Annotated in this window: 8 protein-coding genes, 4 tRNA genes and 3 pseudogenes; 11 read left to right on the forward strand and 4 right to left on the reverse strand. The window is 66.7% G+C overall.

All coding sequences use genetic code 11. From position 1 onward, the window contains the following. Nucleotides 1-24: 24 nt before the first annotated feature. Nucleotides 25-1,053 (forward strand): D-alanyl-D-alanine endopeptidase, encoded by a 1,029-nt coding sequence (gene pbpG, locus ACQ86G_RS15020; RefSeq protein ID WP_431261407.1) that lies wholly within the window; start codon nt 25-27, stop codon nt 1,051-1,053. A gap of 118 nt (nt 1,054-1,171) precedes the next feature. On the opposite strand, the gene ACQ86G_RS15025 is transcribed toward pbpG, so the two are convergent. The 4 genes and pseudogenes from ACQ86G_RS15025 to hpnC all read right to left on the reverse strand — a co-directional run bounded on the left by ACQ86G_RS15025 (nt 1,172) and on the right by hpnC (nt 5,123). Further along, a complete protein-coding gene (locus tag ACQ86G_RS15025) occupies nt 1,172-1,939 on the reverse strand; it encodes an IclR family transcriptional regulator (RefSeq protein ID WP_431261267.1) in 768 nt (255 codons plus the stop codon). A gap of 120 nt (nt 1,940-2,059) precedes the next feature. Beyond that, nucleotides 2,060-3,343 (reverse strand): hydroxysqualene dehydroxylase HpnE, encoded by a 1,284-nt coding sequence (gene hpnE, locus ACQ86G_RS15030; protein WP_431261268.1) that lies wholly within the window; start codon nt 3,341-3,343, stop codon nt 2,060-2,062. Between the two features lies 1 nt (nt 3,344). Continuing rightward, nucleotides 3,345-4,188, reverse strand: a pseudogene (gene hpnD, locus ACQ86G_RS15035) (presqualene diphosphate synthase HpnD); the annotation flags it as partial. A 62-nt stretch (nt 4,189-4,250) separates the two neighbouring features. Next, on the reverse strand, nt 4,251-5,123 hold the full coding sequence (gene hpnC, locus ACQ86G_RS15040) for a squalene synthase HpnC (protein ID WP_431261408.1): 873 nt from the start codon (nt 5,121-5,123) through the stop codon (nt 4,251-4,253). A gap of 215 nt (nt 5,124-5,338) precedes the next feature. Between hpnC and ACQ86G_RS15045 the strand changes: the two genes are divergently transcribed. From ACQ86G_RS15045 to ACQ86G_RS15090, 10 genes and pseudogenes are all read left to right on the forward strand, one after another. Next, nucleotides 5,339-6,556, forward strand: a complete 1,218-nt coding sequence (locus ACQ86G_RS15045; RefSeq protein ID WP_431261269.1) for an efflux RND transporter periplasmic adaptor subunit — start codon at nt 5,339-5,341, stop codon at nt 6,554-6,556. A gap of 17 nt (nt 6,557-6,573) precedes the next feature. Then, nucleotides 6,574-9,714, forward strand: a complete 3,141-nt coding sequence (locus ACQ86G_RS15050) for an efflux RND transporter permease subunit (RefSeq protein WP_431261270.1) — start codon at nt 6,574-6,576, stop codon at nt 9,712-9,714. Between the two features lie 195 nt (nt 9,715-9,909). After that, nucleotides 9,910-9,996, forward strand: a tRNA-Leu gene (locus ACQ86G_RS15055). A gap of 26 nt (nt 9,997-10,022) precedes the next feature. Then, nucleotides 10,023-11,333 (forward strand): trigger factor, encoded by a 1,311-nt coding sequence (tig, locus tag ACQ86G_RS15060; protein WP_431261271.1) that lies wholly within the window; start codon nt 10,023-10,025, stop codon nt 11,331-11,333. Nucleotides 11,334-11,556: 223 nt separating this feature from the next. Next, nucleotides 11,557-12,162, forward strand: a complete 606-nt coding sequence (clpP, locus tag ACQ86G_RS15065; RefSeq protein WP_067275631.1) for an ATP-dependent Clp endopeptidase proteolytic subunit ClpP — start codon at nt 11,557-11,559, stop codon at nt 12,160-12,162. Between the two features lie 243 nt (nt 12,163-12,405). Next, nucleotides 12,406-13,718 (forward strand): annotated as a pseudogene (gene clpX / locus ACQ86G_RS15070) (ATP-dependent Clp protease ATP-binding subunit ClpX). Nucleotides 13,719-13,847: 129 nt separating this feature from the next. Then, nucleotides 13,848-16,276, forward strand: a pseudogene (lon, locus tag ACQ86G_RS15075) (endopeptidase La). A gap of 237 nt (nt 16,277-16,513) precedes the next feature. After that, a tRNA-Gly gene (locus tag ACQ86G_RS15080) sits at nt 16,514-16,589 on the forward strand. 89 nt (nt 16,590-16,678) lie between these two features. Next, nucleotides 16,679-16,752: transfer RNA gene (locus tag ACQ86G_RS15085), tRNA-Cys, on the forward strand. 13 nt (nt 16,753-16,765) lie between these two features. Further along, nucleotides 16,766-16,841 (forward strand) — tRNA-Gly (locus tag ACQ86G_RS15090). Nucleotides 16,842-16,855: the final 14 nt, after the last annotated feature.

A 16,855-nucleotide genomic window follows, 5' to 3' on the forward strand; every position in this document is an offset into this window, starting at 1 on the left:
TCTGGTGCCGCGCTCAGCGGCGTCATGTTGCTGACGGGCTTGACCGCCAGTCTCGCGCCGATCCAATCGGCGCAGGCGGCCACCTCGTCGTCCTCCAAAGCCAAGGTGAAGAGCGTGCGGCAGGCCAAGCCGGCCCCGCGCTCGCCACGCAAGGTGGCTGCCCGCGCGGCGGCCCCGGTCCGGGAAGTCGTCCCGTCCAAACCGTCCTTCGGGACGATGTACGGCCTGCACGACACCGAAGACCCCCTCGACCTGAAATCCAGCGTCGCCTACGTCGTCGACCAGGACACCAACGAGGTCCTGTTCTCGAAGAATCCGTCGGCGGTGCTGCCGATCGCGTCCATCACCAAGCTGATGACCGCGCTGCTCGTCGTGGAGGCGAACCAGTCGCTCGACGACAAGATCGAGATCACCGACGACGACAAGGACACCGAGAAGTTCACCGGGTCCCGCCTGGCCGTCGGCACGACGCTGACGCGCGGCGAACTGCTGCACCTGGCGCTGATGTCGTCGGAGAACCGGGCGGCGCATGCGCTCGGTCGCAACTATCCGGGCGGCCTGGAAACCTTCGTCGCGGCGATGAATGCCAAGGCCCACATGCTGGGCATGATGGACACGCATTACGTCGAGCCGACCGGGCTGTCCAGCCGCAACCAGTCCAGCGCCGCCGACCTGGCCAAGCTGGTCAAGGTCGCTCACTCGTTCCCGCTGATGCGCGAACTGTCGACCTCGTCCGAATACACCGTCGCGCTGGGCCGCAAACAGGTCCGATTCGGCACGACCAACGGCCTGGTCCGCAAGGGCGACTGGGACATCGGCCTGCAGAAGACCGGTTTCATCAACGAGGCCGGCCAGTGCCTGGTGATGCAGGCGCAGCTCGCCGGCCGCAAGCTGATCATGGTGTTCCTGGATTCGGCCGGGAAGTACTCGCGCATCGGCGACGCCGAGCGCGTGCGCAAGTGGCTGACCGGTGCCGCGTCGCCGCTGGCGGCCGTTGCGACGCCGGCGACCGTCGGTGCGACGGCCCTGACGCCCGTGGTTTCGGCCAAGTAAGCCGGGTTGCCCCTGGAATGAAAGAAGCGGGCCTCGTGCCCGCTTCGTCGTCTTCGCTTCGTCTTTTCTTTTCCGGCGTCCTGTCGGGGCGGAATGCGGCGGGCGAGGGCGCGCGAGTTCAGCCTCGGAAGCCCAGCGATGCCGAGATCCGCGTCGCCGTTTCCTTGAGACGAGGCAGCCAGCCTTCTTCCAGCCGGTCTGCAGGCGCCGAGATCGACAGCCCTGCTACCAGCTTGCCCTGGTCGTCGTAGATCCCGGCTGCCATGCAGCGCACGCCCAACTCGAGTTCCTCGTCGTCGCGCGCGACGCCGCGCTGGCGGACCAGCGCCATTTCGCGCTCGAGGAGGTTGATCTCGGTCAGGCTGTTGCGCGTGTGGCCGGAGAGTCCCGTGCGCGTCGCATAGGCCCGCACGCGCTGTGGATCGTCGCTGGCGAGGAAGAGTTTGCCGACGGACGTCAGATGCAGCGGCGCGCGGCCGCCGACCGCGCGAACGACCTGCATGCCACTGCGTTCGGAGTAGGTGCGCTCGATGTAGACGATCTCGTCGCCTTGCCGGACCGACAGGTTGACTGGCTGATGCGTCAGCTTGTGGAGCTCGCGCATCGGGCCGATCGCGGCCTCGCGCACGTCCAGGCGGGCCTTCACCAGATTGCCCAGCTCCAGCAGGCGCATGCCCAGCCGGTAGCTGCCGGCTTCGGGCCGGTCCACATAACGTCCCAGCGCGAGGTCGTTCAAGATGCGGTGGGCGGTCGACGGATGCAGGCCCGTGGTTTCGCTGATGAGCTTCAGGGACACCGGATCCTGATGCTGGGCCAGGACATCCAGCAGCGCGAATGTGCGCTCGAGGACCTGGATGGCGGGGGTCTGCAGCTCCTTGGACTTCATGGCGGACGATTGTGAAGGATTTCTCACGGGTTTTGCATGGCGAAACCGAGAGAGGCATCTAGCGGGCGCAAACCGTCGTTTCCGCCCATCAGCGGTGCGTGGCGCGGTCAGCGGTGAGCGTCAATCGGACATTCCGCCCAAAGGTTGCCGCATTGCGGAACGGGCAGCGGCCAGCCCGCTGCGTACGGCGCCTTCCAGCGTGGCCGGGTAGGGGCCGGCGAGATAGTCGCCGGCGGCCCAGATCCCCGGCACGACCAGCGGATCCGGGCGGCGCAGATTCGGCGTGCAGGCGAAGGTCGCGCGCTTTTCGCTGAGCACGCGCACGATGCGCGGGGGCGTCGCCCAGTGGAAGTGCTGCTGGGCCTGTGCCAGCGCGGCAGCGCCGGTGATGTCGAGTCCTCGCGCGACCCATGGCGCGGCGCCGCTGACGACCAGGCTGAAGAGCCCCGCCTGCTGCCCGAGTTGTCCCAGGTCGAAGGCGAATTGGGCAGGCGCGGTCGACGATTCGCGCAGCGCCACCATCGGCGCGGGCAATGCCGAACCTGCGCTCTCCAGGTAGATGGTGACGATCGGCTGGAACTCGAACGCGCCGGCGGCAGCGCTCCAGTGCGGCGCCAGGTCTCTCGTGAGTCGCGAAGCTTCGACGGAACTGCAGGCGACGATGAGGGCGTCGAAGGCGTCGCCGTCGATGGCCCACTGTCGGCCTGCCGCTTCAAGTCGCTGGACGCGCCGGGGGCGGATCTCCGCACCGCGGGACTGCAACCAGGCGCTCGTCGGGGTCGGCAGCAACGCGCTCAGTCCGCGCCGCGGCAGCAGGAGGTCGGCACTGCCCGGGCCGCTGAACAGCGCGTCCTTGAGCACCCGCAGGAACACCTGGGCACTGGCCTGCTCCGCCGGCGTGTTGAGCGCGGCGACGCACAGCGGGTCGATCAGGTCGTCGCGCACCGCGCGCGGCAGACCGGCGCAAAGCTCGGCGACCGTCAACGCCGGATCGCAGCGGAACCCGCGCATCGTCCACAGGCTGCTCGTCACCAGGAAGCGCAGCCGGTCGCGCCTCGACCATGCGGTGCAGCCCAGCACGCCGCGCAGGAAGGCCAGGGTGGGCGGCCCCGGCGGCAGTCGGAGCGTCTCGCGATCGGGATAACGCAGCCGCAGCGGCATGCGGAGCAGGTCGGCGTCGGGATCGCCCCCCACGCGGCGCATCAGCGCCAGCGTCTCCGTGTAGGCGCCGATCAGGATGTGCTGGCCGTTGTCGAGTACCGGCTCGATGCCCTCGAGACTGCGTGCCCGCCCGCCGAGGGTCGGCGCCATCTCGAACAGCGTGACGGTGGCGCCCAGCGACACCGCCTCCACGGCCGCGGCGAGCCCCGCCCAGCCGCCGCCGATGACGGCTACCCGCTTCACGTCAGCGCCCGCGCCAGTTCGTCTTCATCGCGATCCACAGCTTGCGCAGCGGCGTCAGCGCGATACGCTGGTGCAGGACCTGGAAGTTTTCCGACTCGATCTCGCGCAGCAGCGTGCGGTAGATGTTGGCCATCATGAGTCCAGGCTTCTGCGCCTTGCGGTCGGCGTCGGACAGCAGTGCCACGGCCTCGTCATAAAGCGCGTGCGCGCGCTCCGCCTGGAACTTCATCAGCGCGGTGAAGCGGTCGCTGTAGCCCCAGGGCGCATCGCGCTTGAGGATTTCATGCGCCTTCACGTCGAATTGCTGCAGTTCGCTGACGGGCAGGTAGATGCGACCGCGCCGCGCGTCGTCGCCGACGTCCCGGATGATGTTGGTGAGCTGCATCGCCTGGCCCAGCTTGTGGGCATAGGCGATGGTGCGCGGATCGGTGCGGCCGAAGATGCCCGAGGCCACCTCGCCCACGACACCCGCCACCAGGTGGCAATAGCGCTGCAGGCCGGGGTAGTCGAGGTAGCGCGTCTGCTCCAGGTCCATCTGGCAGCCGTCGATGACGGCGAGCAGATGCTCCAGGCGGATGTCGTAGTCCTTCACGTGCGGCATCAGTGCCTTCATCGCCGGATGCGACGGCTGGCCGCTGAAGGCGCTCATCGCTTCCTTGCGCCACCAGGCCAGCTTGGTCGCGGCGACGCCCGGATCGGACACCTCGTCGACCACGTCGTCGACCTCGCGGCAGAACGCATAGAAGGCGGTGATCGCCGCGGCGCGGCGGCGGCAGGAAGAGGAAGGCGTAGTAGAAGCTCGAGCCGCTCGCGGCGGCTTTCTGCTGAACGTACTGCTCGGGCGTGGAAGTGCCAGCGGCGGTCGTCTTGTCGGAGGCCTTGTCGGCAGTCTTGTCAGTATTGGTGCTCATCGCGCCGTCCCTTCGCGGCGTGGGTTCGTAGGGTCCGCCGGCATCGTCACGGCGCGCCACAGCAGCAGCGGCGCGTCGGACGCGACGATCGTCGGCCGTCGCAGCAGGGCATCGAAACGGTTCGATGCCAGCTTGTCGAGGATGTGGAGGCCGCCTTGTACCACCAAGCGCAGCTCCCAACCGGCCCGGCCCGGAATCCGGCGGGCCAGCGGGGCGCCCTCGGCCATCAGGTCGCGGGCCCAGTCACAGAGTTCCGAGATCAGCGCACGGGCCGCCGGACTGTCTTCCAGCGACAGCAGGGCCTGTCCCTCGACGCCGTGACGTCGGCGGTCCTCCTGAGGTGCATAGATCCGACCGCGTGGGCCGTCGACGGTGAAGTCCTGCCAGAAATTGATCAGTTGCAGCGCGGAGCAGATCGCGTCCGAGCGCCGCAGCGATTCGGCGTCGTCGATGCCGTACAGATGCAGCAGCAGGCGTCCGACCGGGTTGGCCGAACGGCGACAGTAGTCGATCAGCTCGGCGCGGGTGGCGTAGTCGGTTTTCACGAGGTCCTGCTCGAAGGCATCGAGCAGATCGTCCAGGAGCGGCACCGGCAGCCGGTGCTCCGCGAGGACGCGTCCCAGCGGCACGAACACCCGCGACGCCCAGCGAGTCGACGGCGCCTGGCCGGCCGCGACGGCCCGCAGGTCGGTGCGGTAGTCGGCCAGGTCGCGCAGCCGCTGCGCAGGCGTGGCGTCGCCTTCATCGGCCAGGTCGTCGGCCGTCCGCGCGAACCGGTAGATCGCCATGATCGCGGGACGCAGCGCCGGCGGGCTCAGCCAGGAAGCGACAGGAAAGTTTTCGTAGTGCTCTATGCTCACGGGCGGCATTCTCCGCTGAGCGGGCGATGCCGTTTGCGTCAACCTGACGTCCCGGACCACCAGCGGTTCCGCGACGGACGTCAATCTCCGCAAACCACGAGCAGTACCCCAGCGAACCGTACGCCGTCGGTTTGACACGTTCGGACACGCTGAATACATTACTGACCGGTCAGTCAGTTACTCCGATGCCCAAGGTCGGGCGTCGTGGCTTTGTCGAGGTGTTCATGCCCCAACGGTCTCTTGTGTCCCTGCCCGCCGGCGCTTCCGGCGCCATCTCCGAACCTGCGCTCGCCGGGTCCTGGGGGCGCGCCTTGAAGTGGCTGGCGGCGACCGCCGCCGTGGCCTTGCTGGCCGCCTGCGGCAAGCAGGAGCCGCCGCCCGAGCCGGAGCGCTACGTGCGCACCCTGGTGCTGGCGCCGCAATCGGCCGGCCTGCAACGCGAGTTCGCTGCCGAAGTGCGGGCCCGTCTCGAATCGCGACTGTCCTTCCGCGTTGCCGGAAAGATCCTGGAACGCAAGGTGGACCTCGGATCGGTGGTCAAGCCCGGGCAGGTGCTGGCGCGGATCGACAGCTCGGATCTGGTGCTCGCCCAGGAAGCCGCGAAGTCCACCGTGCTGGCCGCCCGCGTGAATCGCGACCAGCTCGGCGCCGACTACCGGCGCTATATCGATCTGCACCGCCAGGGCTTCATCAGTGCGGCGGAACTCGATCGCCGCGACGCCGCCTTCAAGGCCGCCCAGGCCCAGTTCGAATCGGCGCGCGCCCAGTCCGACGTGCAACGCAACCAGGCGCAGTACTCGAGCCTGATCGCCGACGCGGCAGGGGTCGTGACCGGCATCGACGCGGAGCCCGGCATGGTCGTGGCGGCGGGCACGCCCGTCGTGCGAGTGGCCAACGACGGTCCGCGCGACATCGTGTTCTCCGTCTCCGAGGACCAGGTCGCGCTGGTGCGCGCCGCCGCGGCCCGTCCGGACGGCCTGAAGGTCCGCCTCTGGACCGATGCCAAGTCCGAGGCGCAGCCGATCAAGCTGCGCGAACTGGCCGCTGCTGCCGATCCCGTGACCCGGACCTTCCTGGTGAAGGCTGAGCTGAACGATCCCAGCGTCCATCTCGGCCAGACCGCCACCGTCGTCCTCACGGGCGTGCCGTCGGACAACGCGATCAAGCTGCCGCTGAGCGCGGTGATGGAATCGCAGGGCAAGAGCGCGGTGCTGCTGCTCGACCCGAAGACGATGGCGGTGAGCCCGCGGTCGGTGACCGTCGTTGGCGCCGAGGGCAACGAACTGGTCGTGCAGGGCCTGTCACCCGGCATGGAAGTCGTGGCCGCAGGCGGCCACGTGCTGACACCGGGGCAGAAGGTCCGGCGCTTCGTCCCGCCGGGCACGCCGACCGAGGGCACCGCGCCCACGCCCGCGCCCGCCTCGGCGACCGCATCGCGCTGAGCCTCGGGAGCCCCTGAATGAGCAATCCGAGCCGCGCCGGTTTCAACCTCTCGCGCTGGGCGCTGGAGCATGCCCCGCTGACGCGCTACCTGATGGTGGTGCTGATGGTGCTGGGCTTCGCCGCCTACTTCCAGCTGGGCCAGGACGAAGACCCGCCGTTCACCTTCCGTGCGATGGTCGTGCAGGCCTACTGGCCCGGCGCGACGCCGCAGCAGATGGCCGAACAGGTCACCGACAAGATCGAGCGCACCCTCCAGGAGGTGCCGCACGCCGACAAGATCCGCAGCTACACCAAGCCGGGGGAGTCGCTCACCATCTTCCAGGTGAAGGACAACACGGCCGGCGGCGAGGTGCCGCAGCTCTGGTACACGGTCCGCAAGAAGATCGGCGACCTGCGGGCCACGCTGCCTCAGGGCGTGCTGGGACCGTTCTTCAACGATGAATTCGGCGACGTCTACGGCTCGATCTTCGCGCTGTCGTCGGACGGCGGCTTCTCCATCGAGGAGCTGCGTCAGCAGGCCGAGGCGGTCCGCTCCGAACTCCTGCGCGTGCAGGACGTGGCCAAGGTCGACCTGTTCGGCGTCCAGGCGGAGAAGCTGTTCATCGAGATCTCGCAGAAGCGCCTCGCCGAACTGGGCCTGGACTTCAACCAGGTCGTGTCGCAGCTCAACGCGCAGAACGCGGTCGAGAGCGCCGGCACGATGAACGCCGGCAGCGCCAACGTGCAGATCCGCATCGAGGGCCAGCTCAACTCGGTCCAGGCGCTGAGCGAATTCCCGATCCGCGGCACCAACACGCAGACCGGCGCGGCCAGCAGCATCCGCCTGGGCGACATCGCCAAGGTCCGCCGCGGCTACGTCGATCCGGCCACGACGATGGTCCGTTTCAACGGCAAGCAGGTCGTGGCGCTGGGCGTGTCGATGGGCAAGGGCGGCGACATCATCGCGCTGGGCAAGGCGCTGCAGGCCAGCGTCAAGCGTCTGCAGCAGCAACTGCCCGCGGGCATCTCGCTGCAGCAGATCCAGGACCAGCCCACCGCCGTGAAGAGCTCGGTGGGTGAGTTCGTGCACGTGCTGATCGAGGCCGTCGTCGTCGTGCTCGGCGTGAGCTTCATCGCGCTGGGACTGCACACCAAGCCGCTGCGCATCGACGTGTGGCCGGGTCTGGTGGTCGGCATCACGATCCCGCTGGTGCTGGCGATCACCTTCGTCGTGATGCTCTACGCCGGCGTGGGACTGCACAAGATCTCGCTCGGGTCGCTGATCATCGCGCTCGGCCTGCTGGTGGACGACGCCATCATTGCCGTCGAGATGATGGTGCGCAAGCTCGAAGAGGGCTACGACAAGATGCACGCGGCGACGTATGCCTACGACGCCACCGCCAAGCCGATGCTGACCGGCACGCTGATCACCGCGGTGGGTTTCCTGCCGATCGGCCTGGCGAAGTCCACTGTGGGTGAGTACACGTACGCCATCTTCGCCGTGACCGCGGCGGCGCTGGTGATCTCCTGGCTGGTGTCGGTCTACTTCGTGCCGTATCTGGGCGCGCTGCTGCTCAAGACCCGCGCCGGCCACGAAGGCGAGGCGCACGAGGTCTTCGACACGCCGTTCTACAACCGCTTCCGCCGCTGGGTCGCGTGGTGCGTGTTCAACCGCTGGAAGACGATCGGCCTGACGATCCTGGTGTTCGTGCTCGGCCTGGCCGGCATGGGCAAGGTGCAGCAGCAGTTCTTCCCGGACTCGAGCCGGCCGGAGATCCTGGTCGACCTGTGGCTGCCCGAGGGCGCAACGATCGAGGAGAGCAACGTCATCGCCAAGCGCTTCGAGGCCCGCATGGCCAAGGAGCCGCTGGTGGGGAGCATCGCCACCTGGGTGGGCTCGGGCGTGCCGCGCTTCTACCTGCCGCTGGACCAGATCCTGCCGAACACCAACGTCAGCCAGGCCATCATCCAGCCGAAGACGCCGGCCGACCGCGAGACGCTTCGCCACAAGCTGCCGCAGATCCTGGCGCAGGAGTTCTCCGAGGTGCGCGGCCGCGTGAAGCTGCTGCCCAACGGGCCGCCGGTGCCGTACCCGGTGCAGTTCCGCATCGCCGGCGACGATCCTGCGCAGCTGCGGATCTACGCCGACCGTGCCAAGGAACAGATGCGCGCGAACCCCAACATGGTCGGCGTCAACGACAACTGGAATGAAGCCATCAAGGTCCTGCGCCTGCAGGTCGACCAGGACAAGGCGCGTGCGCTGGGGGTGACCAGCCAGAGCATCGCGCAGGCGGCGCGCATCCTCGTGACCGGGACGACGGTGGCGCAGTACCGCGAGGCCGACCGGTTGATCGACATCGTCCTGCGCCAGCCGGTGCAGGAACGCGACACGCTGTCCGAACTCGCCAATGCCTACGTGCCGACGGCCTCGGGCCGCTCGGTGCCGCTGACGCAGATCGCCAAGCCCCAGTTCACCTGGGAGCCCGGCGTGATGCACCGCGAGAGCCGCCAGTTCGCGATCACCGTCCAGGGCGACGTCATCGAGGGCCTGCAGGGCGCGACGGTGACGAACCAGCTCTGGCCCGCGCTCGATGCCATGCAGAAGGAGATGCCGCCCGGCTATTCGATCTCGATCGCTGGCGCGGTGGAGGAGAGCAGCAAGGGCACGGGCTCGATCGCGGCCGGCGTGCCGATCATGCTGTTCATCACCTTCACGCTGCTGATGCTGCAGCTGCACAGCTTCTCGCGCGCCATGCTGGCCTTCCTGACCGGCTTCCTCGGCATCGCCGGCGTGTCCGCGGCGCTGCTGCTGCTGAACCGGCCGTTCGGCTTCGTCGCGCTGCTGGGCGTCATCGCGCTGATGGGCATGATCCAGCGGAACTCCGTCATCCTGATCGATCAGATCGAACAGGACCGCAGCCGCGGCGTGCCGCCGGCACAGGCGATCGTCGAATCCGCCGTGCGCCGTCTGCGCCCGATCGCGCTGACCGCCGCCGCCGCCGTGCTGGCGATGGTGCCGCTGTCGCGCAGCGTGTTCTGGGGCCCGATGGCCGTCGCCATCATGGGCGGCCTGATCGTCGCCACCGTGCTGACGCTGCTGGCCTTGCCGGCGATGTACGCCGCCTGGTTCCGGGTCGAGCGCGACAAGGACGCCGGCATCGCGCCCACGACGCATTGATCGCGCACGGACCCCGCAGGGTTTCCCCGCCCGGGACGGGCGGGGTGCGTCGGAAAGCGTCGATTCCTTGATTACAATCGCCGGTTTTCCGGATCGCGGAGGGCAGGGGCCTGGGCTCCTCCTTCGCATCATGAATTACCAAGGGGCCGTCGCGCAGGACTGCATGCAGCGATCGCGACGACCTCAGTTCACCCGGCGCGGGTGGCGAAATTGGTAGACGCACCAGGTTTAGGTCCTGACGCCTTCACGGGCGTGCCGGTTCGAGTCCGGCCCCGCGCACCACACTCTCAACTGATTCCGAGTCCACTATGGCTGTCACCGTCGAAACTCTCGAAAAGCTCGAACGCCGCATCACGCTCACGCTGGCGGCCACTGACATCAACTCCGAAGTCCAGTCGCGCCTGAAGAAGCTGGCCCGCACGGTCAAGGCCGACGGCTTCCGCCCCGGCAAGGTGCCGATGTCCTTCGTGGAACAGCGCTACGGCGCCCAGGTCCAGTACGAAGTCGTCAACGACAAGCTGGGCGAGGCCTTCAGCGTCGCCGCCAACGAGGCCAAGCTGCGCGTCGCCGGCATGCCCAGCATCGCCCAGAAGGACGATGCCGCCGAGGGCCAGCTGGCCTTCGACGCGACCTTCGAGGTCTATCCGGAAGTGAAGATCGCCGACCTGGCCGAAGCCGAGGTCGAGCGCGTCGCCGCTGAAGTCACCGAAGAAGCCATCGACAAGACCGTCGAGATCCTGCGCAAGCAGCGCCGTTCGTTCGCCCAGCGCGGCGCGGCGGACGTGGCCGCCGACGGCGACCGCGTCAGCATCGACTTCGAAGGCAAGATCGACGGCGAACCCTTCGCCGGCGGCAAGGCCGACGGCTTCCAGTTCCTGCTGGGCGAGGGCCAGATGCTCGAAGCCTTCGAGAAGGCCGTGCGCGGCATGAAGGCCGGCGAGTCGAAGACCTTCCCGCTCGCGTTCCCTGCCGACTATCACGGCAAGGACGTCGCCGGCAAGGAAGCCGACTTCCTGGTCACGGTCAAGAAGATCGAGGCCCAGCACCTGCCCGACGTGAACGAATCGTTCGCCAAGGCCCTGGGCATCAAGGAAGGCACGGTCGAGGCCCTGCGCGCCGACATCAAGAAGAACCTCGAGCGCGAAGTGAAGTTCCGCGTGCTGGCCAAGAACAAGGGCGCCGCGATGGACGCGCTGGTCGGCAAGGCCGAGCTGGACGTGCCCAAGTCGCTGGTCGCCGGCGAAGCCGAGCGCATGGTCGCCAACGCCCGCGAAGACCTGAAGAAGCGCGGCATCAAGGACGCCGACAAGGCCCCGATCCCTGCCGAGCTGTTCAACGACCAGGCCGAGAAGCGCGTGCGCCTGGGCCTGGTGGTCGCCGAGCTGGTCCGTTCGCAGAACCTGCAGGCCAAGCCCGAGCAGCTGCAGGCCCACATCGAAGAGATCTCGCAGAGCTACGAGAAGCCGGCGGAAGTCGTGCGCTGGTACCTGTCGGATCGCGAGCGCATGGCCGAGGTCGAAGCCGTCGTGATCGAGAACAACGTCACCGACTTCATCCTGGGCAAGGCCAAGATCAGCGACAAGCAGCTGCCGTTCGACGAGCTGATGGCCACGGCCTGATCGTCGGCAAGCAGTCCTGGCGCAGGGTTTTTCGGCGGTGCTCTTGATTCGCCGCAGACCCACCGCCAAGCAAGGCGCCAGGCCGCGAGGCCGGCGCCTTTTTCTTTCCCCGGCGCTACCGTCGTGAGAGGCCCCTCGCTGGAGGAGGGACCCTCGCACGGTCAGGGGATGGAGCGCACGACATAATGGTTTGTCGTGATCTCGAACCACATCAGAGGATTTCATGAGCGCGCTTGAAACCAGCAACCTGGGCATGGTGCCCATCGTCATCGAACAGTCGGGCCGCGGCGAGCGCGCCTACGACATCTACAGCCGCCTGCTGCGCGAGCGCATCGTCTTCCTGGTCGGGCCGGTGAACGATGCCGTCGCCAACCTGGTCGTCGCGCAACTGCTGTTCCTGGAGAGCGAGAACCCCGAGAAGGAGATCTCGCTGTACATCAACTCGCCGGGTGGCAGCGTCTCGGCCGGCATGTCGATCTACGACACCATGCAGTTCATCAAGCCGTCGGTGTCGACGCTGTGCATGGGCATGGCCGCGTCGATGGGCGCATTCCTGCTGGCCGCGGGCGAGAAGGGCAAGCGCTTCGCGCTGCCGAACTCCAAGATCATGATCCACCAACCGTTGGGTGGCGCCCAGGGTCAGGCCACGGACATCGAGATCCACGCCCGCGAGATCCTCAAGACCCGTGAGCAGTTGAACCGCATCCTGGCGGAACGCACGGGCCAGAGCCTGGAGAAGATCCAGGCCGACACCGAGCGCGACTACTTCATGTCGGCCGCGGAGTCGGCGACCTACGGCCTGATCGACAAGGTCATCGAGAAGCGCTGACCGCGGTTCCGGTCTCGTGTCCATGGCGGCGCCCCTCAAGGGCGCCGCTTGTCTTCTCCGGCCCCCGGCGTCGCGCCCGGGCAGGAGAAGTCCCGAGACCCGGAAGTCTCGTGACCGAGCGGATCGAACTGCCGGCGCCGTGCGTCAACTGACCCGCCGTCGACCTGACCAACTGACCACTCTTAGGGGCTTTTATCCCCCCAAGGGTGGTCCCGGCAATTGAACTATCATCAATGCAGGCACTTGCCTGTATTCCCCGCACCCCTTCAGCAGCCCCAGCAGCACTCCCATGGCCGAGAAAAAGGCAACTCCAGCGAAAAAGTCTTGTATTGCTCCTTCTGCGGCAAGAGCCAGCATGAGGTCAAGAAGCTGATCGCGGGCCCGTCGGTGTTCATCTGCGACGAGTGCATCGAGCTGTGCAACGACATCATCCGCGACGAGGTCCCCGCCGAGGCGGCGACCGGCGGACGTGCCAGCAAGTCGGACCTGCCCGTCCCCAGCGAGATCAAGACGACGCTCGACCAGTACGTGATCGGCCAGGACGTGGCCAAGCGCACCCTGTCCGTGGCGGTCTACAACCACTACAAGCGGCTGCGCCACGCGGCCGACACCAAGGACGGCGTCGAGCTGTCCAAGAGCAACATCCTGCTGATCGGCCCGACCGGGTCGGGCAAGACGCTGCTCGCGCAGACGCTGGCGCGCGTCCTGAACGTCCCGTTCGTGATCGCCGATGCGACGACGCTGACCGAAGCCGGCTATGTCGGCGAGGACGTCGAGAACATCATCCAGAAGCTGCTCCAGAACTGCAATTACGACGTCGAACGCGCGCAGCGCGGCATCGTCTACATCGACGAGATCGACAAGATCAGCCGCAAGGCGGACAACCCCTCGATCACGCGCGACGTGTCGGGCGAGGGTGTCCAGCAGGCGCTGCTGAAGCTGGTCGAAGGCACGATGGCGTCAGTCCCCCGCAGGGCGGCCGCAAGCATCCGAACCAGGACTTCCTGCAGATCGACACGACCAACATCCTGTTCATCTGCGGCGGCGCCTTCGACGGCCTGGAGAAGCTGATCCAGAACCGCTCCGAGCGCTCGGGCATCGGCTTCAGCGCCGACGTCAAGAGCAAGAGCGACAAGAAGGTCGGCGAGCTGTTCCGCGAAGTCGAGCCGGGCGACCTGATCAAGTTCGGCCTGATCCCGGAACTGGTCGGCCGCCTGCCGGTGATCGCCACGCTCGGCGAACTGACCGAGGACGCGCTGGTGCAGATCCTGACCGAGCCGCGCAACGCGCTGGTCAAGCAGTACCAGCAGCTGTTCTCGATGGACGGCGTCGAACTGGAAGTGCGCCCGTCGGCGCTGAGCGCCGTCGCGCGCAAGGCGCTGGCCCGCAAGACCGGGGCCCGCGGCCTGCGCTCGATCGTCGAGCACGCGCTGATCGACACCATGTTCGAGTTGCCGTCGCTGGAGAGCGTCGCCAAGGTCGTGCTGGACGAACACAACATCGACGAGGACACCAAGCCGTTGCTGGTCTATCGCGAAACCAAGGCCAGCGCCTGAGGTCGCGAGGACACCCGGGCGATTCGCTTGCCATCACTTCATGTGGAAAGCAATCGCTCAAAGGCTATTGAACGGCACCTTGTAATTGGTAGCTCGGGCCCTAGATGGGCTTGAGAAAGAGAGGTTTTCATGTCCGGTCATCCGATCCTTCCCGCGGAACCCATCACGCTGCCGCTGCTCCGCTGCGCGACGTGGTCGTGTTCCCGCACATGGTGATCCCGCTCTTCGTGGGTCGTCCCAAGTCCATCAAGGCCTTGGAAGCGGCGATGGAAGCAGGGCGCCAGATCATGCTGGTCGCGCAGAAGGCGGCCGGCAAGGACGAACCCAAACCCGACGACATGTTCGAGATGGGTTGCGTCTCCAGCATCCTGCAGATGCTGAAGCTGCCCGACGGCACGGTGAAGGTGCTGGTCGAAGGTCTGCAACGCGCGACGACGCGCAAGATCGAGGACGGTGAAGAGCACTTCACCGCCGAGGTCATGCCCATTCCGCCGGAAGCCGACGACCAGCCCGAGGTCGAAGCCCTGCGCCGCGCCGTGACGCAGCAGTTCGACCAGTACGTCAAGCTGAACAAGAAGATCCCGCCGGAGATCCTGACGTCCATCGCCGGCATCGACGACGCCGGCCGCCTGGCCGACACGATCGCCGCGCACCTGCCGCTCAAGCTCGACGCGAAGCAGTCGGTGCTGGACCTGTCCGAAGTGGGCAAGCGGCTGGAGAAGCTGCTGGACCTGCTGGAACACGAGGTCGACATCCTGCAGGTGGAAAAGCGCATCCGCGGCCGCGTCAAGCGCCAGATGGAGAAGTCCCAGCGCGAGTACTACCTGAACGAGCAGGTCAAGGCCATCCAGAAGGAGCTGGGCGACGGCGAGGAAGGCGCCGACATGGAGGAGCTGGAGAAGAAGATCCAGGCTGCTCGCATGCCGAAGGAAGCGCGCAAGAAGGCCGAGTCCGAGCTCAAGAAGCTCAAGCTGATGTCGCCGATGTCCGCGGAAGCGACCGTCGTGCGCAACTACATCGACACGCTGGTCAACCTGCCGTGGGCGAAGAAGACCAAGATCAAGCACGACCTGGCCAACGCCGAGGCGGTGCTGAACGAGGACCACTACGGCCTCGACAAGGTCAAGGAACGCATCCTCGAGTACCTCGCGGTGCAACAGCGCGTCGACAAGGTCAAGGCGCCCATCCTGTGCCTGGTCGGACCTCCGGGCGTGGGCAAGACCTCGCTGGGGCAGTCGGTGGCGCGCGCCACGGGCCGCAAGTTCGTCCGCATGGCGCTGGGCGGCGTGCGTGACGAGGCCGAGATCCGCGGTCACCGCCGCACCTACATCGGCTCCATGCCGGGCAAGGTGATCCAGAGCCTGAGCAAGGTCGGCACGCGCAATCCGCTGTTCCTGCTCGACGAGATCGACAAGCTGGGCATGGACTTCCGCGGCGACCCGTCGTCGGCGCTGCTGGAGGTGCTGGACCCTGAGCAGAACCACACCTTCGCCGACCATTACATCGAGGTCGACTACGACCTGAGCGACGTGATGTTCGTGGCGACGTCGAACTCGCTGAACATTCCGCCGGCGCTGCTGGACCGGATGGAGGTCATCCGTCTGTCGGGTTACACCGAGGACGAGAAGGTCAACATCGCCCAGCGTTACCTGCTGCCGAAGCAACGCGGCAACAACGGCGTGAAGGATGAGGAGCTCGAGGTCACCGAAGATGCGATCCGCGGCGTCATCCGCTACTACACCCGGGAAGCCGGTGTGCGATCGCTGGAGCGCGAGATCTCGAAGATCTGCCGCAAGGTCGTGAAGGGTCTGCAGCTGAAGACCTTCGACGGCAAGGTGGTGGTCAACGAGGACAACCTCAACGAATTCCTGGGCGTTCGCAAGTACGACTTCGGTCGCGCCGAGAAGAAGAACCAGGTCGGCCAGGTCGTCGGTCTGGCGTGGACGGAAGTGGGTGGCGATCTGCTGACCATCGAAGCCACCGCGATGCCGGGCAAGGGCACCATCATCCGCACCGGCTCGCTGGGCGACGTGATGAAGGAGTCGGTCGAGGCGGCGCGCACGGTGGTGCGTTCGCGGGCTCGTCGTCTGGGCATCAAGGACGAGCTCTTCGAGAAGCGCGACATCCACGTGCACGTGCCTGACGGCGCGACGCCCAAGGACGGTCCGAGCGCGGGCATCGCGATGACGACGGCCTTCGTGTCGGCGCTGACCGGGATCCCGGTGCGGGCCGATGTGGCGATGACCGGCGAGATCACGCTGCGCGGCGAGGTCACGGCGATCGGCGGCCTGAAGGAGAAGCTCCTGGCGGCGCATCGTGGCGGCATCAAGACGGTCATGATTCCGGAAGAGAACGTCAAGGATCTGCAGGACATTCCGGAGAACGTGAAGAACCAGCTCGAGATCGTCCCGGTCCGCTGGATCGACCGCGTGCTGGAAGTGGCGCTGGAGACCTATCCGCAGGCGTTGCCTGAGGAAGAGGTCGCTGCCGCGACGACGACGCCGGCCGAGAAGGTCGCGGAGCCGAAGCCGGATGCCGGTGATTCGCTGAAGCACTGATTCGTTCGCGAATCCCCATGACAACGGCGCCTTCGGGCGCCGTTGTTCGTTTCAGCGTGATGAGGGATCGCGCAGGGGCGGTTGCGTTTGGGCGATCTTCAGAAAGAAGTCGCCGAACTCTTGCGGGAGCGTCAAAAACCGTTCTATACTCTCGGCTTCAGCGCAAACGGTGCAGCAGCAACAAAGCAATTCGCAAGGATTGCACGGCAGTTGAGGCAGGCAGTGTGTTGAAGACCTGCGGGAATAGCTCAGTTGGTAGAGCGCAACCTTGCCAAGGTTGAGGTCGCGAGTTCGAGCCTCGTTTCCCGCTCCAGGTTTAAAAAATGGAAGCCCCGGCTTCCATTTTTTATCGAAGTCGGACAACCAAATCCGGCTTCTACAGAATCCCGTCCAGGGTTCTGGGGCGCGATAGCAAAGCGGTTATGCCCCGGATTGCAAATCCGGTCAGTCCGGTTCGACTCCGGATCGCGCCTCCAAAGAATGGACATTGCGGGAATAGCTCAGTTGGTAGAGCGCAACCTTGCCAAGGTTGAGGTCGCGAGTTCGAGCCTCGTTTCCCGCTCCAGACGACACCAAAGG

Source organism: Roseateles chitinivorans, from assembly GCF_050632145.1.
Classification (GTDB): Bacteria; Pseudomonadota; Gammaproteobacteria; order Burkholderiales; family Burkholderiaceae_C; genus Roseateles; species Roseateles chitinivorans_B.